A 25,365-nucleotide genomic window follows, 5' to 3' on the forward strand; every position below is an offset into this window, starting at 1 on the left:
TTTTAAAGAATATGGTGAAAGATATGATTAGCGCTTAACGCCCATGATCTCGTCAGTTTCGTCGAGGAAGCGCTGAATTTTATTGGTGTTCATGAAAGTCCGCAGGGCGAACTCCCGGTATTTGCCGTTCGGTGTGTTGAACATCAGCTTTACTTCAGTGCCGGTGTAAATCAGGTTAGTGGATTTACGAACGATATTGTAGCGAATAAAATCATCGAACGGGATTTCTTTTTTGGTTAAGCCACCGAGCGACTTACTAACGATCACACGGCGTTGCTTATCAAACTGCCAGCTGTTGGTAAGGATGAAGGCGAATACCAGTGCCAGTACCAGCGGGAACCATACGGCGATGAATTCACGCGCCGGCGATTTACCAGGTGCATACCCCGGCGTGGTGAATGCGTAATACCACCAGGCCAGGCAGAGTACCATCAGCACCGCTGTAAAAATTTTGTTTTGCTTCATGTGGTAGATCTCCCCTTCTTCCTTATAAAATTCGAAAGAGCTGATGGGTACATGCACCGGGTTAGCGGTGGCTGCCGGCTGGTTGCCAAAGATCATGTGATGCAGGGCAGGCAGCAGTTCCGCTTCGAAGTGGATGGCTGTTTTGTCTTCAAACCCTTTGTAGTAGGAAGATATACGGATTCCTTTTCCATGACGGTTGCTTTTTTTGAAAATGGCATAGGTTAACCCATTCGTTCCGGTAACCGGATCGATGGCTGCAATTTCATCGAAAGCAATTGTTTTCAAGGTCAGTATTCCTGCCCATTTCTGGGTCACTGTTTTTGCGTTCGCATCAAAAACGAAAGCAGTAACAGCGTTGGCAAAAAAGAAGCCTGCCACTATTACAACGAAGATGTAACCCTGTGCCAGAGAGGCTTGCAGTGAAGGTGACCCTTTGGCCATGAAGGTCCAGATAACACCAAGGATGAACAGTACAAGGATGCCAGATAGCAAATAGGCGCGATTAGGAAATACCTGGATGAGGGTATCTCCAATTTTCCATTTTGTTTTTCTCATGGGCGCGAAAATAAATAAAATTTCCATACCCAAAGCTGTATGCACTTCTGGGTAAAGGCGGCGCCTCACAAGCCGATTACCAAATTAAGGCAGACTATATTGACTAAAAAAGCTCCAGATAATATTATTGTTACTGAATGCTTTTGAGGTAACATCTGTATCCAGCCCGGTACTTTGATTTCCACCTGGCCATGAATGCCCCCCGTCTTCCGTTAAGTATAACAATACCTGGAAATCAGCTGCAGTACATCCGTTCCATCTGTAAATGGTATATAGGGGAAATGTAGCGATTGTCTGTTTATTGGCTATACACCCTGCCTTTGCAGCCACCACATTCAGACAACTGTCCACAGGTGCATTATCCAACCCGGTAAGTGTATAGTTCTGACTTTTACCGCCGGCGTACTTTGCATTCTGGTCCAGTTTGGAGTGGATATGCAATACCGGCACATTACGGGAAGGGTTATACGGTGTTTTCATCTGAAAAGCACCGGCATTGGGCGCAATAGCGGCTATTTTCCCAGAAAGTTCTGAGGCAAGGCGGTAGCACATCATGGCGCCATTGGAGTGGCCGGTAGCATAAACACGTTTTTTGTTGATGCCATAACGGTTGCCTAAGGTATCTATTAAGGCAGCTATAAAACCTACATCATCCGTATTTTTCAGGGATGCATTTACACCACAGCAATTACCTGCATTCCATGTTTTGGCCCCGGAAGGATTGTCCAACCCATCCGGATACACAACTATAAACCCTGCCGTGTCAGCAGTCGTATTCAGGTTCGTAAGCCGGGCCATCTGCGAGGCCGAGCCAAAGCCACCATGAAGTGCCAATACTAATGGCAGCTGACCAGTTCTGGCAAAGTAAGCCTGTGGCAAATGGACGGTATAAGTCCTGGCTTCACCTTTAAATACAAAAGACCCGCTAATGTCCGTAGGAGTAGCTGCCGGGGTGGCGCTTTTTTTTCCGCAGGAAAAAAACAGGATCGGTAAAACCAATAGAATAGTAAGGCGCATGGGGGCTGGCATTATTTCTTACAAATATATAAAATAAGATAATATCTAAAAATCAGCTTGATTTTAGCTCCAAATCCGTATTTTAGTATTAAATCGTGATCCAGTGAGCAATGATGAGGCTATTCTATTACAGGAGTTGCGGCGGGGGAATCAGGAGGCTTTTATAGCCATTTACAACCAACATTATCCTTCGCTGTACACTTATATCCTGCGTTTTATCGCTGTTCCCCAACTTGCCGAGGATGCTTTACAGGAAGTATTTGTAAAGATCTGGGAGGTAAGGGAGCGGATAGATCCTGCCCAATCATTCAGGGGATATCTTTACCGGATCACCCGGAATCATGTTTTTAAGTTAATGAAGAAAATAGCGGCAGATGAAGCGTTGCGTCACCAGGTGATGCAGGACCTTCACCGGCAAACGGACGATGCAGACACCCGCCTGCTCTGGAAAGAGTATGAGCAGTTGCTGCATACTGCCATTGCCCGGCTACCGCCACAGCGGCAGCGTGTTTTTAAGCTTTGCCGCGAAGAAAGCAAATCATACGAGGAAGTAGCAGCAACGCTGGGCATTTCGAAAAATACCGTGAAAGAGCACATGGTACTGGCTTTGAAGAGCATACAATCATTTTTTTACGAGCATGCAGACGGCGCCCTGTTCCTCCTTTTTTGGACAGAGGTGCTCATCAACCAAAAAAAAAGCCTGACTTTTTTTTAGGAAGGAACCACCCTCCGGCAAATTTTCAGGATAGTATATAGTATGCCGACAGGAAAGAACAATGAATATTACCGACTATTACTGCAACGCTGGCAACAACGCAAGTGCAGTCCCCAGGAGGCAATAGAACTCCTGGACTACCTCAGCCTGCCGGAGGCGGACCGCCTGCTGCTGGCTGAAATACAGGCTGCGTTTGAGCAGTCGGCACCGGATACCGACATCAGTGGGCCGGGCGACAGGGTCCGACAGGCCCTGTTCACTCACATACAATCACCTGCTCCCATTATTCCTTTACGCAAAAACGGGAAACTGCGCTTCCTGGCAGCAGCCGCTGTACTGGCCGCCATCGCCATACCAGCCGCAAAGTACCTGCTGCCGGAGCAAAAACCAGTCATCACCAAAGCTATTTCGCAGGACGACCATGACATCTCCCCCGGAAAAAACAAAGCAGTATTAACACTGGCAAACGGTGAAAAAATAGTATTGGACAGCGCCGGCAACCAGCTGCTGGCCAGCCAGGGTGGCAGCGCTATCCGCAACCACAACGGGGAACTACGCTACGACGACAACGGCCATCAGCCACCGGTATACAACACACTGACCACCGCCGCCGGCGAAACATATACACTCACCCTCGCCGATGGTACCAAAGTATGGCTCAACGCAGCCTCCTCCATCCGCTTCCCCAGCGCCTTCCCAGGCAGCGAGCGACTGGTGGAACTCACCGGTGAGGCCTATTTTGAAGTGGCCGCCAATGCCAACAAAGCATTCCGCATCCACACCGGCAAGATTGCTATCGACGTACTGGGCACCAGCTTGAACGTAAACGCCTACACGACAGCAGCTACCACCAACACCACGCTGATAAGCGGTGCCGTGAAAGTAAACAGCTCCTCCGGCTCCCTCCTGCTGGCACCGGGTGAGCAGTCGCAGGTAAGCGCCAACGGTCATCAGACCAAACAAACCAATGTCAACATCAGCAGTATCATCGCCTGGAAAGACGGATTTTTCCAGTTCGAGAATACCCCGCTGACCGAAGTGCTACAGCAATTTGCGCAATGGTATAACGTAGAAATCGTGTACGAAGGAAAAGTAAACAACCGTAAATTCTTTGGAATCATCAACCGCAACAGCACCCTGAAAAACGTGCTGCGCATTCTGGATGCCAACGATATCTCATTCAGGCTGGAAGGAAACAAATTGATCGTGCAACATACATAGGACGAGAGAAAAAGTAACATACATAGTCATATCAGCCAAAACAGTGAACTGTAAGACCGCGTAAGCATCGCAAACTAACCACATATCTAAATCAAAATTCGCAGAAGTATGCAATCAAGTACTATTGCCTGCACCCGGTCCGGACAAGACCGGCGTCCAACCAAACACCTGAAGGTCAGCAAGCTACTGGCCCTGCTATGCCTGGCTACCGGGATGCAGGCAAGTGCCGGAAAACCTGCACAGGTAGTGAGCGTGGCATTCAGAGATGCCTCCACCAAAGATGTATTCCGGGAGATCAGCAAACAGACAGGACTCAACATCCTCGCGGATGAGCACCTGCTGGAAAAAAGCAGCAGAGCCTCCCTGGTAGTGAACAATGTACCTGTAACGGAGGCACTGAACCTGTTATTACGCAATCAGCCCCTGACTTATTCCATCGAAAACGGTGCAATCATCATCAGGAACAACCCGATGATGCCACCCGCCACCACGCCTCCCCCTCCGGTGGAAATACATGGCGTGGTAACCAACGATAAAGGTGAACCCATGCCAGGGGTAACCATTACCGTGAAAGGCAGCAAAACCGGCGCTATTTCCCAGCCGGACGGCTCCTTTACCATTCGCGCCAACGAAGGCGAAACGCTGGAGTTCCACATGGTGGGGTTCAAAGCAACCCTCATAAAATTTGATGGTAAAAATACCAAACTGAAAGTGATGCTGGAAAGCGATGTATCACACCTCTCCGATGTGATCGTAGTAGGTTACGGTACCGCTAAAAAGAAAGACCTCACCGGCTCCATCAGCTCCATTAACAGCGATCAGATGAACATCGGCGGTATTACCAGCAACGCGGCACAGGCCATCCAGGGCCGCGCAGCAGGTGTACAGGTAAGCCAGACCAACGCCGCACCAGGTGGTACCACCGCCGTACGTGTACGTGGCGGTAACTCCATCAAATCCACCAACGAACCACTATATGTGGTAGACGGTTTCATCACCGAAACCGGCAAGGACATCAACCCGAACGATATCGAAGATATCCAGATCCTGAAAGATGCCTCCTCCGCAGCCATCTACGGTGCCCGCGGTGCCAACGGTATCATCATGATCACCACCAAACGTGGTAAAAACGGCAGAACGTCCATCACCTACGACGGCTACATGGGCTCCCAGCGTATTATCAAGGAATACGATAAAATGAACGGACTCGATAATATGAAGGTGACCAACGCTAAAGCCAATGAAAAAGGTCAGCCGGACTACTACACCGCTGCCGACCTGGCCAGCGGCCGCGATAACGACTGGTTCAAACTCGCTACCCGCCCCGGCCTGGTGCAAAGTCATAACCTGAGCATCTCCAGCGGCAATGCTACAGACCGTATCGCCATGTCGGGCAACTACTTCCAGCAGGACGGTGCGCTGAAAAACACCAGCTACAGCCGCTACTCTGCCCGCGTAAACTACGACAAGCAGGTATCTAAAAAATTCAAGGCCGGAGCAAACGTATATCTCTCCCACGCCTATACGAATTTTAAAACCTACGACGGTAACATCGTTCCGAGCAACGTCATGTACGGCGTACTCACCGCCTCCCCGGCCATCCCGGTATATAACGACGACGGTACGTATGCCCGTTACCGTGGTAAGGATAATCCGCTGGCATGGCTGATGGCTCCTACCAACGACCGCTTCGAGGACAAAGTAAACCTCAACGCCTACCTCGATTACGAGATCATTGAAGGTCTGAACTTCCGCGTAAACGGTGGTACCGAACGACTGAATACCAAAGAAGGAACCTACCTGCCGCGCGACCTCGTAGACGGTGAAAAAGTAAGAGGTAAAGCCAGCCTGCTGGACGCACAAACTTCCAGGCAACTGATCGAAGGATACTTCACTTACAGAAAAACATTTAATAAAATCCACGCCATCAACCTGGTGGCAGGAGCTTCCTACCAGTCGGACCTGAGCCAGCGCCACTACAGCCTGGTACAGAACTTCAGTACCGATGCTTACCTGTATAACAACCTGGAAGCCGGTACCGAAAGAATCCAGAGCACCAGCCAGAAAATTCCGAATAAACTGGCTTCTGCCTATGGCCGCCTGAACTATACATTGATGGATAAGTACCTGCTCACCGCTACTTTCCGCCGCGATGGCTCCCAGGCATTTGGTACCAATAACCGCTTCGGTTACTTCCCATCTTTCTCACTGGCATGGAGAGCTTCCGATGAAGAGTTTATCAAAAACCTGAACGTATTCTCCAACCTGAAAGTACGCGGTGGTTACGGTAAAACCGGTAACGACCGTATAGGCAGCTACATTTACATGTCTACCTTCGGGCCTACCAACGTATCACTGGGCGAAGGCAGCGACAGCTACGGTGGCGTGGTGGCTACCCGCTTATCCAACCCGAACCTGCAATGGGAATCCCTGGCGCAGCTGGACCTGGGGCTGGATATGGGCTTCTTCCAGGATAAGCTGAGCGTGACCATCGACTACTACAAGAAAACAACAAAAGACCTGATCTACGACCTGCCAATCGGCGACTGGAACGGTTTCCAGACCATCACAGTAAATACAGGGGAGTTGCAGAACCAGGGCGTGGAACTGGGTATTAATACCGAAAACATCAATCATAAAAACTTCACCTGGAACACCTCGTTCAACATTGCTTACAACAAGCAGAAAGTGATTAACCTGGGCGGACAACCATACATCATCACGCAAACGGCTAACCTGTATGGCGGTCGCGGTATGGACTTTACCAAACTCGCCCCGGGACAGGAGCTGAGCACCTTCTACGGTTACATCTACGATGGCGTTATCAAAACAGGGGAAGCGCATCCGGCACAGCCTAACTCCAAACCGGGCGATCCTAAATTCAAGGATATCAGCGGTCCGGATGGTAAGCCTGACGGTAAGATTGATGCCAGCGACCGTACCTATCTCGGTCATGCCAACCCGCATTACATCTATGGTTTAAACAACGACTTCCGCATCGGCAACTTCGACCTGAACATCTTCCTGCAGGGTGCACTGGACTACAGCCTGTATAATGGTACTGCGCTGGTACTGGAATCAGGTCCCGGCTCGGCAGCACTCAACAGATGGACCACCACTAACGAGAACACCGATATTCCGAGAGATGGCTATGCCATTGGTTATGGAGGTTTGATGAACTCCCGCTTCGTGGAAAACGCTTCTTACCTGCGCGTGAAAATGGTGACCCTGGGTTACAATATCCCGGTTAAGAACACTTTCCTGAAAGTGATGCAGGGCCTGAGAGTATATGGTTCCGTACAAAACCTGTTTACCATCACCGGCTATTCCGGCAGTGATCCTGAAGTGAACAGTAATATGAACAGCAGTGGCGCTACCGCTAACCTGAGCTCAGGTTTGGACTATACCGCCTTCCCTGCTTACCGTACCTATACTGTAGGCCTGAAAGCGAATTTTTAACCTGTAAACTTTAGAAGAATGAAATTTAGATATATCGCACTTGCTGCATTGATGCTGGGCGCTGCGTCATGTAGCAAACTGGAAGATCCGAAAGTATACAGCTTCCTTACCAGCAGTAATGCATTTCTTACACTGAGTGACGCCAAGGCTGCTGTAAACGGTGTGTACTCCCGTTTAAAACAACCGAGTGGCCGCTCCGATGCCTGGATGTACTACGCCGGTTTCCAGGTAACTATTTCCGACCTCACTACCGACATCGGACATGCCAGCTCCGGTGGCGATGTAGGCCTGATGTCGGAATGCCAGTGGGCACCTGCCAACACCTACCTGGCTTTCGCCTGGCAGCACCAGTACAAGCTGGTAACAGATGCCAACATCGCACTCTACAACATCGGCAAAATGAACAGCATTACCGATGCACAAAAAACACAGTTCACCGCAGAACTCCGCTTCCTCCGTGCGCTTGGCTATGTGGATCTGACAGATGCTTTTGGCCCGGTGATACTGGTAACTGATTCTACTGTGGCGCAAAACCAGTCGAACCCTACTTACTTTGACCAGATGGCTCCCGTTCCGGTGGAACAGGTAAACCAACTGATCATCAAGGACCTGGAATTTGCAGCTGCCAACCTGCCGGTTAACTATGTAGGTAACGCGGTATACAGCACGAATGATATTGGTCGTGCTACCAAAGGAGCTGCACTTTCCCTGCTCACTAAGCTGTACATGCGCGAGCACCAGTGGGATAAAGCCCTGCCGCTTACGCAACAGGTAATGGGCCTGGGATATGATCTGTATCCTTCTTATGCCGGCTTGTTTGCAGAAAAGAATAAATGGAACCAGGAAAGTATTTTCTCTGCCCTGGCGGACCCGCTGACGGATGCGGTGGAAATACTGAACCACTTTGGTCCGCTGAACCACCCTACCGTAACAGACCGCTGGCAGTACTTTGCCGTAACCTGGTACTTCTGGAATACCTTCAACGATGCCGATGAACGTAAGCAACTGTTCTATTACGACTACGAGGGCAGCGATGGCCTGCACTACAAACAGGGCCCTCCGGGCGCTACCAATCCGCCGGCAGGTGAATTCTACATGCCGGATGTAGCTACCAAGAAATTCGCTGATCCAAACGGTTCTACTACTTACTACGATGGTCACGTGTTCCCGATCCTGCGTTACGCGGATATTTTGCTGAGTCGCGCGGAAATCATCAACGAAATTTCCGGCCCTACACAGGAAGCCGTAGACCTGATCAACCGGGTAAAGGCACGTTCCAAGGCGCCACAACTGGGTGCTGCAGGCAGTTTCACCCGCGAAACACTGCGCGATGCCATCCTGCAGGAGCGCGGCTGGGAGTTCTTCTTTGAGTGCAAACGCCGCCAGGACCTGATCCGCATGGGTAAATATGAGTCCGTGGTAAACACTTACCTGCAGGCTGCCAAGCTCACGCCTACCATCCAGATGCCGAGAGATAAGTACTTCTCTTATCCGCAGGCACAAACGGATATCAATAAAAAACTCAGCAACGGTGACAGACGCCAGTAAAAAATGTATTTTTCCGGCAAGACCAACATTGCAAATGATAAAATGGAATCACATACAACACAGGCTGCCGCTGGTTTTAGCGGCAGCCCTGCTGTTGCTCGCCGGCCAGTCGTGTAGTCGCTACAGCACCGATGTAAAGGAAATCATGGTATTGCCTGTAGGCGCCAACGCATTAAAGGTGGCTACTAAGGTTACCTGTCGCGCAGAACGCGATGCCGCCGTTGAATACTGGCCACAAGGGCATGCAGATCAGAAAACCACTACCCCGCTGTCCACCGCCAAAACGGTACACAACATCGTACTTACTAACCTGCAGGGTGCTACGAAATATGAATACAGGATTCTTACCGGCCATGGCAGCAACCTGAAGGCCAGTAAGGTTTATGAATTCACCACCAACGACATCCCGGTGTGGATGAAGGATATATTTCGTGTAGTGTGCCCCGATAGTTCGGTATTGCCGGCAGCTTTCGGGAAAGGCTACGTTATGCTTACCCAGCGTGAAGATCCGGGCTATGTATGCATGGTAAATGCACGCGGTAAAATTGTATGGTACCACCAGGTGCATAATGCGGGCTATAAGGTAGCGCGGTTTACAGCCAGCAATACGGTACTGGGGCTGCTGGGCGGCGCGGGCTATGAAACCAGCTACGGCGATCAGATCCTCGAAGTATCACTCACCGGTGATACCCTGTTATACCTGAAAAAAGGTCAGGGAGATTTTAAGCAAACCATTCACCATGAAATCCTGGAGGACAAAGACCACCTGCTCACACTGTGTGTAGAGGAACGCGTGATGGACCTCAGCAGCATTGGCGGCAGCAAAACCGATACCATCAAAGGCGACGGCATCCTGGTGCTGGACCGCAAAGGTCACCAGGTATGGAAATGGACGGTATTTGATGAGCTGGACCCGCTGAAGGAAAAAAATATCCTGAAAGAGAAAGGTGACTGGATGCATGCCAACTGTATCACCATCGATAAAGATGGCAACTACCTCGTCTCTTTTTATAACAACGGGCAGATCTGGAGGATAGACAGTAAAACCGGCAAACGCTTGTGGACACTGGGTAAAAACGGCAGCTTCCCTATTCCGGACAGCGCCTTTTTTGATCAGGCCCACGGCATTCACTTTGATCAGCGTGGCTACCTTACTTTCTTTGACAATGGGGTGAGTAAGAAAACCTCCCGCACACTTACGTTTGCCATCGACGGGCAGCAGGCGAAGCTGATGAACAACACCGTGTTACCGCCGGAGTTTTACAATGAACGGATGGGCAGCAGTTATCAGATCACTGACAGCACCCTGCTCACCTGCGCGACTAAACGCAATTCCGTATTGCTGACCAACCTGGAAGGCCGTTTCCTTTGGCTGCTGAAAACGGGCATGTCGTCGTACAGGGCCAACTTTATTGCGGCCGACAGGCTACAACCATTTATCAATCAACCTGGCTATTAATAAGCTTTGAAATCTTGTAAGATGAAAAAAATTTTCACCGTGATGGGCGTGCTTGGTTTGGGAGTGGCTGCAGTAACTACTTCCTGCGGCTCAAAGGTAGAAGGAAAAGAAACCAACGCAGCGCCGGAGGCGCCTAAAGAAGTCACTGTTACCATTGACCTCAAAGATATACCGGATGATAAATTCGGGGAGCTGGTAAAATACGGCCGTGAGCTGATGATGAACACGGCTAAATATATCGGCCCTAAAGGGAGTGCGGGTCAGTTTACCGGCAACCTAATGAGCTGTACCAACTGCCACCAGGATGGAGGTACCAAACCGTTCTCCTTTAACCTGCTGGCCTCTCATGATAATTACCCGCAATACCGCGCCAGGGAAGGCAAAGTGCTTACGCTGGCAGAAAGGGTGAACAACTGTGTAACGCGCCCGCATAATGGAAAGCCGCTGCCGCTGGATAGCAAAGAGATGGTCGCCTACCTCGCTTACCTAAAATGGATCAACTCTTTTGCACCGGAGGATAAAGCCATCAAAGGGCAGCATAACCGCAAGCTGGACCTGCCTGACGTGGCAGCAAATCCGCAGCATGGGGCAGAACTGTTTGTACAGCATTGTGAGCGCTGCCATGGTAAAGACGGGGCAGGTCAGCTCAATCCGGAAGGCACGGCGTATACCTATCCACCATTGTGGGGTAAGGAGTCGTACCAGCCGGGTTCCAGTATGCACCGCGTAGTGAAACAGGCCGAGTGGCTGAAGAATAACATGCCTTATGATAAAACAGATAAAGGCACCTTCCTCTCCGATGCAGATGCGCTGGACATTGCCGCGTTCGTGAACAACGACGAGCTGCATCAAAGACCCAATCCGAAGAGTTTTGATTACCCGCATATCAATGAGAAGGCAATTGATTATGATATGGGACCATTTGCGGATACATTTAACGCTACCCAGCATAAATACGGGCCGTTTAAACCGATCATCAGCTATTGGAAGGAGAAGGGCTGGAAATATTCGTTGTAGCATTGTAGAGACGGGCTGCGCCCGTCTCTACTTTTGTTCCTGCAAAATAAGGTTAATACTATCCTGCCCCAGGCGTTGCTTTAGCCAGTCGTACAGCCGTTTACGTTCCAGCGTTGCAATTCGCTTTTTCACCCCCAGCACTACCACCATGGTCGTATCTGTTTTATCACTTCCTGCGGTTGTAAAAGGCATACTGCCTGCCGAATAGTATACAATATCATGATTAAGCGCATGTAATTCTCCGGAGAGATCCGGTGTGCTCTTTTCGGCTACCGTTACGATAACGGGCGTAGGTTCGGCGGCATTGATGTCGGCGAGGATACTGGCTTTTACCTGGCTAAAATCAAGGTTCTGCTGATTTTTGATTCCCTGCCGCAGTACTAAATCTGTATTATACAACCGGTATTGTGTTAACCGGGAACGCAGCACTTTTACGGTCGAGTCACTGAGCTTCTCCCCGATTAATAACAGGTCAATCTTACTCCCCTCCATATTGTAAACAAATTCCCTATGCAGTATTTGCGTGGAAGGAAAGTGGAAGTTATCATTGACGAACCTGCGTGCATTACTTTCAAAAATGCTTTCCTTTACAATGCGGAAGCTCAGGTATATGCTGGGTACCAGCGTAATGAGGGTGATCAGCAGGATGTACCGGAGTACTTTTCGTTTATAGTTGGTGTCTTCGTACCGGTGGTGCCTAAAACGCAGGTAGCGGATCATCAGGTAGGTACTCAGGCAAATAAATACGCAGTTAATAAAATACAGATAAAAGGCGCCCAATACAAAATACCAGTTACCGGTAGCAATACCGAAACCTGCTGTGCACAAGGGTGGCATGAGTGCAGTAGCAATTGCCACGCCGGCAATGACGTTGGACTTTTCTTTTCGGGTAGCGCCTACAATACCTGCAAGACCACCGAAAAAGGCCACCAGCACGTCCCAGGTGGCGGGCATGGTACGCGCCAGCAGTTCTGACTGTGCTTCGTGCAATGGAGTGAGCCAGAAGTAAATGCTGGAAGTGATGGCGGAGATGAGGCTGGCCCGAAGCAGGTTTCTGCCGCCCTTTTTGAGCAACGCAAAATCTGTAATAGCGAGCCCGACCCCGATACCCATCACAGGGCCCATGAGTGGTGAAATGAGCATGGCGCCAATGATCACGACAGGACTGTTAATATTCAGGCCTATGGAAGCAATAAAGATGGCGAAGATCAGCGTCCATAAATTGGCGCCCCGGAATTCTGAATTTTTACGAACGGAGGATATCACTTCCTGCTCATCCGCCATTTCTACCCGCAGGTTAAAATGCTTGTCCAGCAGTATCCTGGCTTTGCGCCAAAACCGGCCTTCTGATGGTTTATTTACCGTAGGTTCGTTCAACATACCTATTAAACCAAATTAACCCCGAATGTGTTTGAGTTAGTACACAAAAATCCAGTTGTTATGAAAAAAGTTGTTTTAGGCCTGGCAGTACTGATGGCATTTTCGGTGGCCTGCCAGAACCCTCAAAAGCATGACGAGAAAAAGGCGCAGGAGAAAGCCGGAGAGGCAATCGAATCGGCTGAAAAAGCTGCCGCCGCGCAGGCAGCCAGCGATGCGAATGCTGTACAGGCAGCTACTGCTGCCATTCAGGCCAATATTAATGCGGCTATGGCCACTGTAGCTATGCCCGACTTTAAAAAGGCGAATGCACGCTCGCTGGCAAACGATTTTCACAAGTATCTTTCTGACCTGGTAAATACCAACAGCGGTAAAAAAGCAGCAGAGTATGCAGATAAACTGCAGGACCTCAAAAAGGAATACGACAAAAAGGTGGAAGCCGAAAAACTGGACCCGGATGACAAGGCTAAACTCCAAAAATATGTAGGCGATATGTTGCAGGCCGTACAATCTGCCAATCCATAATTGTGGTAACCCCGGGCAACCGGGGTTTTTAATTTATGCGATTACCTTTCCCGTTTTCTTCGCACGTGCCACCATAGAAGTATAGTATCGGTCCAGGAAATGGTAGATCACCAGTTCATGCTTGCGCTGGGCAGCCAGCAGCAGGCGGTTCAGGAACATATGGATGTAGCTGGACATTAACCCGAATTTATCCGGTAACTCCTGCAAAGCAATCATCTCACTTATGGCGGCACTACGTTCCCGCAACAGCTGTACTACTTCATCCGGCAATTCCCCTGCGAGCATGCTGGTGAGTTCAGAGGATGCCTGCCTGTATTTATCATTCAGTTGTTGCTGTAATCCTTTGTTGCCATTGAATTCCTTAAAGAAATGCTGTTGCAGTTGCTGCATCAGTGCGGCTTTCTGTTCCAGGGTAAACCCGAAAGCCTCCAACAGCTGGTCCGTGCCCACTACTCCTATCTTCCAGCGGTACTCCTCCCCGCTTTCATCGTCGAGCAGCTGAATGAGTTGTAGAACAAACTGGCTGTCGTGGTGAAACACCATTTCACTAAAGGCCATGGTATCATTGCCATAGCGTTCAATTTCCCGTGTATACGTATCCGTTTGTATTTTGCTGACCAGGTTTTTATTTACAGAGAGATGCGTTATTTCGTAGAGTCGCTGCAGCACTACCTGCCAGAAGCCGGGGTCATCTGCGTGCCGGAAGCGTACCCTGATGTGATGGTCCGGATCGGTGTAGCGGATAAAGAACCATTGTTGTATCACGTCGTTTTCCAGCAGCTCCGTCACTAGTGGGGCAATCATTTCTTTTAGGATATCTTCGGCGGTGCGGGTGCCGCAATAAATTTTTACGTAGAGCCATTCACTGCCGGTATGGAAGCTGCGCTGGATATCTGCTTTGGGGATGGCTACCGGCGGTATGTCCAGCGTGGCGCCGGAGTTATACAGTGGCAGCACCAGCTCATTGGCGTGTTTACCGTGGGGGCCTTCTATCCAGCAGCGGTCAGGCGTTTGCAGCAGTTCCTGCAGCACCACCTGTTCGGAGCGGTCCATGATTTTTCCTAAGAGGGCTACGGCTACGGGGCTATCGAGGTCTATTACCAGGTCGTTATCCCCTTCCGAGATCACTACATATTGTGGCAGGTCCCATTTTTGGCGGAATGCCTGGATTTGTTCATGATAACGGTCACGGTTATACGCATTATCCGCTTTGCGCCAGATCCAGGTACGTTTATGCAGGATGAAGTTGCCGTAGCGCACCCGTGGCAGGAAGGTGAAATCGCTGCCCACCAGCCATTGCCAGTTGTAGCCTGGTTCATAATCCTGGAATTGCAGTTCACAGAGGAATTTATAGACAGGCAGGCCGTTGCGGTAGTTATGGGCGGTACTCATGCGGGGGATCACCCACTTGTTATGTTTGACCGAGCGGAGTCGGATTTTGCCCTGGCGGATGCTGATCATCAGGTCCGATACGGGGATTTGTTCCGCACCTGCTTCGCTGGCAGCGAGGTATACAATTTCGTAGGGTCGTAACCGTGGCCGCATTAAAATATTTCCTGTACGGGATTCCGGCAGGTGTACCACTTCCGCAAAAATGATATCCCTGTTCAGCTCTTCTTCTTTTCTCAGGGAGATGTTAACCTGTGCTGATAAAAAGGCATCGCCGTGGCAGAAGCGCCCGAGGAGGTTAGCGGCGGAGGGGCCGTTGCAACCGTGGAGTTCAAAGAGGTAGTTGCCTTCGTCGATGGCGGCAGCGCTACCGGCCAAAAGTTTACCCATGAGGTAGCCGCTGGCGGGGAGTTTGGGTGTACGGTCCGATTGTAATCCCTGCAGGTCTGCTTTGGTGAGCACCACTTCTGCGGTGTTTTCGCGGAGGCGTTGCAGTTGCAGTGTCAGTAGTTTATCAGCGGCCACGCTGCCATTTTCAGGCGTGGCGGGCAGTTGCAGTTCATCGAGTAAGGGGGTATGATCGCCGCCGGTGTGTGCGCCGTAACCGATGCCGGCTTCCGTGTCGAGGGCGAGGCTGAGTGGCACTTCCTGTTCTTCGTAGCGGGCGGAAAAGGCGCTGATAAACTGTTCCAGGTCCGGACTGATGCCGCTGCGCGCCAGTACGGCGAGGTCGCTGGTATGTGTGGCCAGCTCGCCCAGTACTTTCTGGGATAGATGGTTGGCGGTGGTATGCAGGTAGAGGTCTGTTTGCAGCAGGTCCTTACTGCTGGTATCCGGCAGCAGGCTTTTTACGATGCGGTTTACTTCGCTGTAAGCGGCCATGCTGGGCTGTTGCAGCAGTGTCACTATTTTTTGCAGTTGCGTGGTGATATCATTCGCTTCGGGGATAGGCTGTATCCTTTGGAGGAGTGTATGAAAAAACTCAGTGCCTGTTACCGTTGGCTCCAGTTCACTCACCAGTAGCTGGTTAGCGAGTAGTTCCTGTACAAATTCATCCGCATCGTACCAGGTAATTTCATTTTCCTCACTGATGAGGCATTGGCGGATTTGCTCGAGCGTGGCGCCGGAAGTGGCCGTGGCAAGTATTTCCCGGAGGTAATCCGTATTGTCTACTGCGGTGAGGTAGTAGTTACGTACTTTATTGCGCAGCGTATAGGCAGCATAGCGAAAGCGGCTGCCGGAGAGATAGATAGAATTGTTCGGGTAATATAACAGCTTTTCGCGTATAGCCGGCACCGTAGTAATAGCCCCTGCCAGTTCCGCTACATAGTTCATATCGAGGCGGCAGTATTTACGGTGCAGTTGATCATCTCCCAAAAAAACCTCCGTATGTGTATGACTACTGCCGGTGGTAACGCCGGCAAACAGCCCGTAAGGTGTGCAGCGGGTGCTCATACGCAGCAGGTAACGATATAGGGAGAAGACCAGTTTCTCCTCCTCCTTGGCTGCCAGTGGCTGGCCACTGAGCCATCGCTGCATTTCCTGGTAAAGGTCGATCGATGCAATATATATGGCCTCCTGTAATCCCGGATCGGCAAAAATTTCCCTGATGACGGAAGGAAGCATATTTATTTCAATGTGCTGCAGGCGTTGGAGGGTACTCACGGGCAGCATAGGTGTTCTCAAAGCAAAATAATTCTCGGCGCAAATCATGGTTATCATTACTGTGTGCAATGAATTTAAAGGGAATTGTAATGGCAGCCTATCCCGTAAAAACGGGATATTTCATGTTTCAACATCTACCTAAAAATCACGCTTTTCCGGGATTACGTTTATTGCAGTTTGTTCCTACTTTTAGGTAATGCCTGTAAAATTTAAGAAAACCTGTAATCAAAAAATATCCTCAAAATATATCTCCTGTCAGCTATAATTTTTTTTTAAAACAACACAATTATTGGTTATGAGAAAAACATCAGAAAAAAAGCTCAGCCTGAGCAAAATTAAGGTTTCCAGTCTGAACACCGCTTCAAGAGAAAGAGATGCTAAAGCGCCAACCTACACCGGTTGCAGCCTGTTTGCAAAATGTACACCTCCTAGTACAAAAGCATCCTGTATCTAATTTATTCTTGAGAAAAAACTAAATCCTGTTTCATGAAAAAGACTTCAGAAAAGAAATTGCACCTCGGCAAGATCAAGGTAGCAGAACTGGGAAAAAAAGTAGCTGGTAACTCTCCTGCTTTATTTTCTATTTCTATCAAAATCAGCTGCATCAGCCAGGGTGCGCCGATCTGCAGTGAAGATTCCTGCAGATTCTGATTCCTGTAAATCCTAATCATCTAAATTGTTGATTATGAAAAAATCATCTCAGAAAAAATTACATCTGGGGAAAATAAAGGTTTCTGTACTCCAAAATGCGGGTAGTGCTAACGGCAATGCAGCTACGGGTACTACCTGCCACGTACTGTGCTCTGCCATGTGCGCTGCTAATACCAGCCAGGGCGCGCCTATTTGCAGTATTGATTCCTGCAGGTTCTGATCCTGCCGGGAGCATTGCTTTGCAATGTAACCGTTATCCCTTTCCCGCATACACCAATGTATGCACCCGTTTGTATTCACAGGTACAACTGGCAAAACATGCAGTACATGCATGTTTTGCCTTTTTGACGTAATGAACTACCTATATGCCCGACAGAAAAGCAGCCACCATCATACTGGAACAAATCAGTAAGGAATTAACCGAATTTGCAACCGAGGCCGAATACCCGGGACTCCTCGGCGGCTATACCGGCAGCGCATTATTCTTCGCCTACTATTACCAGCTCACCGGGGATGAAAGTCACCTCGACAAAGCATACGCCGTCATCCAACGCAGCCTGGACGCAGTGGCCACCACCAGCATCAACGGCTCCCATTGCAGTGGGCTCTCCGGCATCGCCTGGACGCTGCTGCACCTTTCCCAGATGGGCCTGATTGAAGGAGATGACCTCAACGAAACCTTCGAAGAAACAGACCAGCTCCTGGCCGAATGGATGGACCTGGAAACCGCACAACAGCGATTCGACTTCCTCCACCAGGGCCTGGGCGTAGCACTCTATTTCCTCAACCGCCTCCCCTCTCCCGTGGCCAGAAAACAACTGGAAAAACTGGTGATGGAGCTGGACAGCCAAAAGTTTAAACTCCGCCAGGGCGTGGCCTGGAAGGACCTTTTCAGCTCACTCGGACTGGAAAAGGAAGATCGGCCCCTGTTTAACCTCGGCCTGGCCCATGGCAACCCCGCCATCATTTCCATACTGGCACGTATATACGAAAAAAATATAGCGCAGGATATCGTCAGGCCTATGGTACACCAGGCGGTGGACTGGCTGATCAGCACCCGCAAAACCAACCAGGAAGCCGGCATCAGTCTTTTCCCGGTACTGATAGACGAGCAGCACGTCATGGCCGGTAGTGTTCACAGCCGCCTGGGCTGGTGCTATGGCGACCTCGGCATCGCCTCCGCCCTCTGGGACGCCGGCAGCCGCATGAACGTGCCCGCCTGGAAGGAATACGCCTTCGAAATATTCACCCATATCGCCACCTACCGCGATGTAGAAAATGGCACCGTACTGGACGCCTGCCTCTGCCACGGCAGCGCAGGCATTGCGGTAATGCTGCAGCAGGCAGGTCTCAATGCCAACGACAGCATGCTGCTCCAAAATGCAGAACAATGGTGGGAAACAGTCGTTACGCAAAACACCTTCGCCGACGGGCCAGCCGGATATAAATTTTATCATCATCCCCAATACGTTGATAGTCATAATATGCTGGAAGGCATCTGCGGAATCGGATTGTCGCTCATCACCTTTGTAGCACCTGAAATCAAGCCCGCATGGGCCGAATCACTACTGATAGTGTAATTATTTAAAATTATCTTGCAACGATTTTTTTAGCTATCTTAGAGAACTACGAAATGAAAACTATATTCGAATAACCCGTCATGGCTATGCCACTAAACTGCAAGCCCAAGTACAGCAAATAAGAAAAACCATGGCTCGACTTTTTTTTGTGGACGATCATCCATTGATCCTGGAAGGACTGAGAGCATTATTACACCAAGAACAAGACATTGAAATAAAAGGCGAGGCCAGAACCGGAGCAACATGCCTGCACCGATTGGTCAATAATCCGGTGGACCTGGTACTGCTGGACACCGCGCTGCCAGATGTGCACTCCGCTGATCTCTGCACCACCATCCGACAATTATATCCCGGCACCAGTATCCTGGCACTGAGTTATAGTCGCAGCGACAGTAACATCCTCCGTATGCTTGACAATGGCGCCAGCGGCTGCCTTATCAAAAATGCGGACAAACAGGAACTCATGACCGCCATCCATACGATCCTCAGTGGCCATACATTCCTGTCGCCAGCCCTGGAAGCCGATATCAGATCCCTTCGTCATCACCTGCATATCACCAAGCGCGAAAAAGAAGTATTGTCGCTCATCGCTGACGGACATACCAATCACGAAATAGCAGAAAAGCTGTTTATCAGCGCTGATACAGTAGATAGTCACCGGCGTAACCTGATGGGAAAGCTGAATGCGAGGAATACGGCCATGCTGATAAAATGCGCGTTCGCCAACCGGTTACTTACTGATCTGACCTTTTAACCGATTTGTGTAGAGCCGGGCTGCGCCCGGCTCCTCGCGGAGATCATTTTTGAGAGCCGGGCGCAGCCCGGCTCTACAGGCGGCTGCTCGACTCCCGCACAATCAATTTCCCAGGCAGCGTTACCTGCTCGGGTTCAAATCTCTTCTTATGGATATGCTTCAGCAATAATTCGCAGCTGAGCTTACCTATTTCAAACGCAGGCTCGGCCACCGTGCTTAAGGAGGGCGATACAATAGCAGCTACCGGATCATTTGTGAATCCGATTACCCCAACGTCTTTGCCTATACGAATATTTTTACGCTTTAATGCCAGGATAGCACCGATGGCTTTACGGTCGTTTACGGCAAAAATGGCATCAGGTTTCTCCCTTCTTTCCCATAACTGCTCCAGGTCCTGCTCCCCGTGTTGCTGGGTAAATCCGGAATGTACAATCCAGGAAGGCTTTACCGGCAGCTTATGTTTACGCAACGCATCGAGGTAGCCATTGAGGCGGGCCTGCGTAAAAGTTAGCCCTTCCGGGCCTGCGATATGTGCTATTTTACCATATCCATTTTTGATGAGATGAACGGTGGCTTCAAATGCACCGTTGTAATCGTCCTGCATCACTTTGGAAGTATGAATATTTTCAGATACCCGGTCAAAAAATACGACGGGCACCCCATTGTCGATCACCTCCTGGAAATGCTGATCAGAATCGGCCTGGGAAGATACCGATACCAGCAGCCCATCCAGCCCGCTCAGCGATAGATTGCGGACAATATCCACCTCCCGCTCCGCATCATTACCAGTAACGAACAACGTAAGGTTATAGCCTGCCTTGTAGGCTACCTCCTGTATGCCGGTAAACAAAGTAGAAAAATAATAATTGGTGATCTCTGGCAGTAAAATGCCCAGGTTATGGGTACGGTTATGTACCAGCCCTATTGCGTTGAAGTTAGGTCGGTAATTGAGTTCTGTGGCTTTCTGTAATACTGCCTGCCGGGTACTGGCATTCACATCGTAGGTATCTCTCAACGCTCGTGACACAGTTGACACAGAAATATTCAAAGCACTGGCAATATCTTTTATCGTGGCAAAGCGGCGCATTCTCTGTACTCGTAGTTGGTAGGTACTCAATATAAGCAAAAACAGCCGTTCTGCACAATTTCCAACCTGTTTTTCGGTAACGTTCTCGGTGATTTTTTTGATCAGCGTTGCTGGTGATTGTACTTTGGAGAAGTAATGCAACCAAGAGTAGATCACCTGTAAACACAGCCTACGTATGAAAAGATGTATGTATCTAACCAGCTATTCCTTCTACCTTCTGATCTTACTGATATGCTGCAGTAGCAACACTTTTGCGCAACAGGCCGCTATAAAAGGCACTGTGCACGACGCTGCAGCAAAATCACCACTGCCCGGTGTAACTATCAACGTGAAAGGCAGCACCAGTGGTACCACCACAGATGCCAACGGCAACTTCTCCATCAACGCAGCAGCCGATGCGGTGCTGATATTTTCGTTTATGGGATACGATAAACAGGAAATCCCTGTTGCCGGCAAAACCACGATGAACGTGGCGCTTCAACAAACTACCGCCCACCTCGGCGAAGTGGTGGTTACTGCTCTCGGCATCGAACGCAAAACCAGATCGCTCGGCTATGCCACCCAGCAGATCAAAGGCGCGGACCTCTCCATGGTCAAAGATCCAAACGGCAACATCATGAACAGCCTCAGTGGAAAAGTGGCCGGCATTGTGACCACGCCTGCCGCCACCGGCCCTGGTAGCGCCGTTCGCGTGGTGCTCCGGGGAAACCGCTCCCTCACGGGCAACAACAACGCACTCGTGGTAGTAGACGGGGTACCCATCGATAATACCATGTCCACCGAAGCAGGTGGCGGCGGCTCGGTAAATACCATCGCCACACAGTCCAAAAGCACCGGCAGCAGCTACTCGGGCAGTGATGGCGCCAGCAGCATCAACCCGCAGGACATTGAATCCATCAACGTGCTCAAAGGCCCCGCCGCTGCAGCTCTCTACGGCAGCCGCGCCGCAAACGGTGCCCTGATCATCACCACCAAATCAGGTAAAGCAGGCAAAATGACGGTCAACTATAACGGCGGCATCGCCCTGGAACAACCCAACCTGCTCATGAAATTTCAAAATACATACGGCCGCGGAAACGGCGGTACCTACAGCCCTGCCGCCGCCGAAAGCTGGGGAGCGCCACGCATTACCTACCCGGATAATGTGCGCGACTTCTACAACAACGGTACGTCCATCACCAATTCGGTAGATATCTCCGGAGGATCAGATAAACTCCGCGGGTACGCATCGTACACCAATAATTCCAATACGGGTATCATTGAAGGCAATGCTCTCCTCCGCCATACACTCAACCTCCGCCTCAATGCACAAATCACCTCCCGCCTCAGCGCTGATGTGAAAGTGACATACCTCGACCAGAAAATAAAAAATAAACCACGCCTGGGTGACAACGGCGTAGCCAACGAAGCACTCATCATGCCACGTGATATGAGCTCCGACTCTCTCCGCATCTATGAGCGTTACGACAAAACCGGTAAACCAATTCCGGTATACTGGACCAACTCCTCCATATACGTGAATCCCTACTGGGACGTGAACAGAACCAGCCTGAATGAACAGCGCAGCCGTGTCACCATCCTCGGTACCGCCAAATACAAACTCACCGACTGGCTCAACCTCCAGGGCCGCTACAGCCTGGACCGCTACGATGACAACATCGACGGCTCCTACTACGAAGGCACCCTGGCCATGACCGTAGCCCCCGGTGGCAGATACCTGGAAGGTAACATCAGCGCATGGGAAAGAAATATAGACCTCTTGCTGTCAGGCACCAATAAAATGGGCAGCGACTTCGGCGTGAGCTATAACCTCGGTGCAGCCTTGAACGACCGTCGCGGTAAAAACAAGCAAACCATCGCCAACGGCCTGGTAGTGCCCAACCGCTTCCACCTCAACTTTGCCGCCACCCCGCAATTAGCAGTGCTGGATGCGGAAAGGCAAATTCAATCGGTATACGGAAGCGCATCGTTCGACTTCCGCCAATACCTTTACCTTGATGTGAGTGCACGCAACGACTGGTCCTCCACCCTGCCAGCCCCACATAGTTATTTCTATCCTTCTGTAGCATTATCCGCCATCATAACGGATATGGCTAAACTGCCTTCCTGGATCAGCTATGGTAAGGTAAGAGCCACCTATTCCCAGGTGGGTAATGATGCAGACCCGTACCTGCTGCTGCAGGCCTATAGCTATACCCAAGGCACCGGTAATGGTTTTATTTCAAGGGATAACCTGAAATATATTCCTGACCTGAAACCGGAACAAACAAAAGCCTATGAACTCGGCCTGGATTGGAAGTTCCTCAACGACCGCATCGGTATCGACCTCTCCCTGTATAAAACCAATACCATCAACCAGCTGATATTTGTTGGAGTTCCACAGGCCACCGGCTTTAACCAGCAATATGTAAACATTGGGAATATCGAAAACCGCGGGATAGAAATTGTGCTCAACGGCAACCCGGTGGCAGGCAAAAACTTTAACTGGAATACCACCATCAACTTCGCCCGTAATAAAAACAAAGTTATCTCCCTCACGGACGACATCCAGGAAACAAGCCTGTCGGCCTCGAATGTATTGGGCAGCCTGCTGATCCGCCCCGGTGGCTCGTATGGCGACATATACGACAAAGTATGGGCTACAGACGAAAAAACCGGGCAGCATATTGTAAACAGTGCAGGCCTCCCCGTTATGACCACCGGCTTGCAAAAAATAGGGAACTTCAATCCTGACTTCACACTGGGCTGGGGTAACCGCTTCTCCTACAAGCAATTTGATCTGAACCTCCTGATTGATGGGCGCGTGGGTGGTGTACTGGTATCCGGTACTGATGCATTCCTCGCCTACTACGGCATTGGTGATTACACCGCTCAATTCCGCGACGGAGGACTGGTACTGCCGGGTGTACACGAAGACGGTACTGCCAACACCACTGCCATCAACGCAGAAAAACTCTGGACCAATGTGTCACAAAGTGGCCGTAACGGTTATGCGCAGTTCTTTGCTTACAGCGCTACCAATTTCCGCCTGCGTGAGCTGGCCCTCAGTTATAACTTCCCGTTGCAAAACAGCGTGTTGAAGCAGGCGCGGGTATCACTCACCGGCCGCAATCTCTTCTTCCTGTATCGCGGTAAATCCATACTGGATATACCGGGCATGGGTAAACGAAAACTGCCCGTTGATCCGGAATCTGCCATCGGCACCAGCAACTACCAGGGTATTGAATCCGGCCTGTTGCCTGCCACCCGCAGCTTTGGTGTGAATGTAAGCCTTTCCTTCTAAGCCTTTTAAAAAGCTCTAAGTATGAAAAAGAATCTCCGATATATCGTCGTTCCAATGCTGCTTTCGCTGGCAGCCTGCACCAAGAATTTCGAAAACATCAACACCAATCCGGGCAAGATCACCGATATATCTTCCAGGGAACTGCCCTTCATGTTTTCGCGGGCACAGTCGGCCGCACCTATGAACCAGTCGTACTACCAAACAGCACAGAACCTCTACGCCGATCTATACGCGCAATATTTTGCGCTCACCACCACCAATTTCCAGACGGACCGCTACGTGATCAATGACGGCTGGCTGCCCAGGCCCGGCATTGTAGCCAATGTGCTCACGGCGCCGCAGCTGAAAACTATTTTCGAAAATACCGCTCCTGCATCGGGAGAATATTCACTGGCCAGCATTATGTGGGTATATACCTTCCATCGGTTTACGGATTACTTCGGTCCCGTGCCATATTTCAAGGTGGGGGAAGCGCAGCTGAATATTCCTTATGATGCGCAGGATAAAATCTATGACGACTTTTTCAAACGGCTGGATACTTCCGTTAATAACCTGAAGCAGCTGACCGCTACGAATGTATTTGGTACCTACGACCTCATGTACGGCGGTGACGTGCAGCAGTGGATTCGCTTCGCCAACACCCTGCGTTTACGTTTGGCCATGCGCATTTCCATCGTAGATCCGGCACGTGCGAAACAGGAAGCCGAGGCGGCCATTGCCGGCGGTGTAATGACGGAGACCTCGCATACTGCCTGGCTGAAAAGATCGTTATTAAATGACGGGAACGGCCTTTCCCAGATCGGCTCCTACAACGAGTTCAGCATGAGTTCTACCATGGCCTCGTATCTGAAAGGATATAACGATCCGCGTATGGCAGTGTTCTTCCAGCCGTCTGTAGCAGGCAATGCATACAGGGGCCTGCGTAATGGTTCCAGCACTACTGCTATCAACCAGCCGATGAACAGGCCGGCGCAAACGTCTAACGTGGGTAAGCGCTGGGCTGTATGGAACGGAGCCGCATGGACACCGCAGCTCACGGCCTCGCAGGCAGTGATCTACGCAGCGGAAGCCTACTTCCTCCGCGCGGAGGCGGCACTCAACGGCTGGAATGCCGGCGGTACCGCACAGGAGCTGTATGAAAAAGGCATTGAAGTAAGTATGAAAGAATGGGGTATTGCAGATGCTACCGCGATTTCGAATTATATTCAGGGCACCTCCACACCGGCCGCACCGGGAGATGTAGAAAACTCACCCGCCGTAGCCAGCATCCCGGTTAAGTTTGGCGCTTCTGCCACAGTTCAGCGCCAGCAGATAGGCACGCAGAAATGGCTGGCGATCTATCCGGATGGTATAGAAGCCTGGGCGGAATTTCGCCGCAGCGGCTATCCTGTGATGTATCCGGTGGTGCAGTCGGACAATACCGACCTGCCGGCAGGTACATTTATTAACCGGTTACCCTACCCATCTACGGAGGCAACTACCAATGGCAAAGAGTTGGAAAAAGGCCGGCAGCTGCTGGGAGGACCTGATAACGCCGCCACTAAACTCTGGTGGGATAAAAACTAAGTGAATGATTGTACGTGCATTGCTACTATCAA

Annotated in this window: 19 protein-coding genes; 14 read left to right on the plus strand and 5 right to left on the minus strand. The window is 50.4% G+C overall.

Annotated elements, in window-relative coordinates:
* Window positions 1-27: 27 nt before the first annotated feature.
* On the minus strand, window positions 28-1,020 hold the full coding sequence (locus BUB18_RS23060) for a hypothetical protein (protein ID WP_143160069.1): 993 nt from the start codon (window positions 1,018-1,020) through the stop codon (window positions 28-30).
* 84 nt (window positions 1,021-1,104) lie between these two features.
* Window positions 1,105-2,037 carry a CE1 family esterase gene (locus BUB18_RS23065; protein ID WP_073085595.1) on the minus strand — a complete coding sequence of 311 codons (933 nt, stop codon included), beginning with the start codon at window positions 2,035-2,037 and terminating at the stop codon, window positions 1,105-1,107.
* Between the two features lie 103 nt (window positions 2,038-2,140).
* Here BUB18_RS23065 and BUB18_RS23070 point away from each other — a divergent pair, with 103 nt between their 5' ends.
* The 6 genes from BUB18_RS23070 to BUB18_RS23095 all read left to right on the plus strand — a co-directional run bounded on the left by BUB18_RS23070 (window position 2,141) and on the right by BUB18_RS23095 (window position 11,456).
* Entirely contained in the window at window positions 2,141-2,752 is a 612-nt protein-coding gene (locus BUB18_RS23070; RefSeq protein ID WP_073085597.1) for an RNA polymerase sigma factor, read from the plus strand.
* 42 nt (window positions 2,753-2,794) lie between these two features.
* Window positions 2,795-3,973, plus strand: coding sequence for a FecR family protein (locus tag BUB18_RS23075; RefSeq protein ID WP_073085599.1), 1,179 nt, complete (start codon window positions 2,795-2,797; stop codon window positions 3,971-3,973).
* Window positions 3,974-4,081: 108 nt separating this feature from the next.
* Entirely contained in the window at window positions 4,082-7,432 is a 3,351-nt protein-coding gene (locus BUB18_RS23080) for a TonB-dependent receptor (RefSeq protein WP_073085601.1), read from the plus strand.
* 18 nt (window positions 7,433-7,450) lie between these two features.
* On the plus strand, window positions 7,451-8,980 hold the full coding sequence (locus tag BUB18_RS23085) for a RagB/SusD family nutrient uptake outer membrane protein (RefSeq protein WP_073085603.1): 1,530 nt from the start codon (window positions 7,451-7,453) through the stop codon (window positions 8,978-8,980).
* A gap of 34 nt (window positions 8,981-9,014) precedes the next feature.
* Entirely contained in the window at window positions 9,015-10,439 is a 1,425-nt protein-coding gene (locus BUB18_RS23090; protein ID WP_073085605.1) for an aryl-sulfate sulfotransferase, read from the plus strand.
* 21 nt (window positions 10,440-10,460) lie between these two features.
* Window positions 10,461-11,456 carry a c-type cytochrome gene (locus BUB18_RS23095; protein ID WP_073085607.1) on the plus strand — a complete coding sequence of 332 codons (996 nt, stop codon included), beginning with the start codon at window positions 10,461-10,463 and terminating at the stop codon, window positions 11,454-11,456.
* Window positions 11,457-11,483: 27 nt separating this feature from the next.
* Here the strand turns inward: BUB18_RS23095 and BUB18_RS23100 are convergent, their stop codons facing one another.
* Complete coding sequence (locus tag BUB18_RS23100) at window positions 11,484-12,836, minus strand: TIGR00341 family protein (RefSeq protein WP_083550641.1); 1,353 nt, start codon at window positions 12,834-12,836, stop codon at window positions 11,484-11,486.
* Between the two features lie 60 nt (window positions 12,837-12,896).
* On the opposite strand from BUB18_RS23100, the gene BUB18_RS23105 reads away from it, so the two are divergent.
* Window positions 12,897-13,358: a hypothetical protein gene (locus tag BUB18_RS23105; protein WP_073085609.1), complete on the plus strand. Its 462-nt coding sequence runs from the start codon at window positions 12,897-12,899 to the stop codon at window positions 13,356-13,358.
* A 33-nt stretch (window positions 13,359-13,391) separates the two neighbouring features.
* Here the strand turns inward: BUB18_RS23105 and BUB18_RS23110 are convergent, their stop codons facing one another.
* A complete protein-coding gene (locus tag BUB18_RS23110; protein ID WP_178372186.1) occupies window positions 13,392-16,433 on the minus strand; it encodes a lantibiotic dehydratase in 3,042 nt (1,013 codons plus the stop codon).
* 274 nt (window positions 16,434-16,707) lie between these two features.
* On the opposite strand from BUB18_RS23110, the gene BUB18_RS29715 reads away from it, so the two are divergent.
* The 5 genes from BUB18_RS29715 to BUB18_RS23125 all read left to right on the plus strand — a co-directional run bounded on the left by BUB18_RS29715 (window position 16,708) and on the right by BUB18_RS23125 (window position 19,397).
* Window positions 16,708-16,866: a hypothetical protein gene (locus tag BUB18_RS29715; RefSeq protein WP_178372187.1), complete on the plus strand. Its 159-nt coding sequence runs from the start codon at window positions 16,708-16,710 to the stop codon at window positions 16,864-16,866.
* Window positions 16,867-16,898: 32 nt separating this feature from the next.
* Complete coding sequence (locus BUB18_RS29720) at window positions 16,899-17,063, plus strand: hypothetical protein (protein ID WP_178372188.1); 165 nt, start codon at window positions 16,899-16,901, stop codon at window positions 17,061-17,063.
* 34 nt (window positions 17,064-17,097) lie between these two features.
* Window positions 17,098-17,283: a hypothetical protein gene (locus BUB18_RS29485; protein ID WP_143160070.1), complete on the plus strand. Its 186-nt coding sequence runs from the start codon at window positions 17,098-17,100 to the stop codon at window positions 17,281-17,283.
* A gap of 145 nt (window positions 17,284-17,428) precedes the next feature.
* Window positions 17,429-18,643: a lanthionine synthetase C family protein gene (locus BUB18_RS23120; RefSeq protein ID WP_073085615.1), complete on the plus strand. Its 1,215-nt coding sequence runs from the start codon at window positions 17,429-17,431 to the stop codon at window positions 18,641-18,643.
* Window positions 18,644-18,773: 130 nt separating this feature from the next.
* On the plus strand, window positions 18,774-19,397 hold the full coding sequence (locus BUB18_RS23125) for a response regulator (protein ID WP_073085617.1): 624 nt from the start codon (window positions 18,774-18,776) through the stop codon (window positions 19,395-19,397).
* Window positions 19,398-19,470: 73 nt separating this feature from the next.
* Here BUB18_RS23125 and BUB18_RS23130 read toward each other — a convergent pair whose 3' ends face one another.
* A complete protein-coding gene (locus BUB18_RS23130) occupies window positions 19,471-20,484 on the minus strand; it encodes a LacI family DNA-binding transcriptional regulator (RefSeq protein WP_073085619.1) in 1,014 nt (337 codons plus the stop codon).
* 175 nt (window positions 20,485-20,659) lie between these two features.
* On the opposite strand from BUB18_RS23130, the gene BUB18_RS23135 reads away from it, so the two are divergent.
* Together BUB18_RS23135 and BUB18_RS23140 are read left to right on the plus strand one after the other, a co-directional pair.
* On the plus strand, window positions 20,660-23,767 hold the full coding sequence (locus BUB18_RS23135; RefSeq protein ID WP_073085621.1) for a SusC/RagA family TonB-linked outer membrane protein: 3,108 nt from the start codon (window positions 20,660-20,662) through the stop codon (window positions 23,765-23,767).
* A 21-nt stretch (window positions 23,768-23,788) separates the two neighbouring features.
* Window positions 23,789-25,333 (plus strand): SusD/RagB family nutrient-binding outer membrane lipoprotein, encoded by a 1,545-nt coding sequence (locus BUB18_RS23140; protein WP_073085623.1) that lies wholly within the window; start codon window positions 23,789-23,791, stop codon window positions 25,331-25,333.
* The last annotated feature ends 32 nt before the right edge of the window (window positions 25,334-25,365 follow it).

The sequence above is a fragment of the Chitinophaga jiangningensis genome (genome assembly GCF_900142605.1).
Lineage (GTDB): Bacteria > Bacteroidota > Bacteroidia > Chitinophagales > Chitinophagaceae > Chitinophaga > Chitinophaga jiangningensis.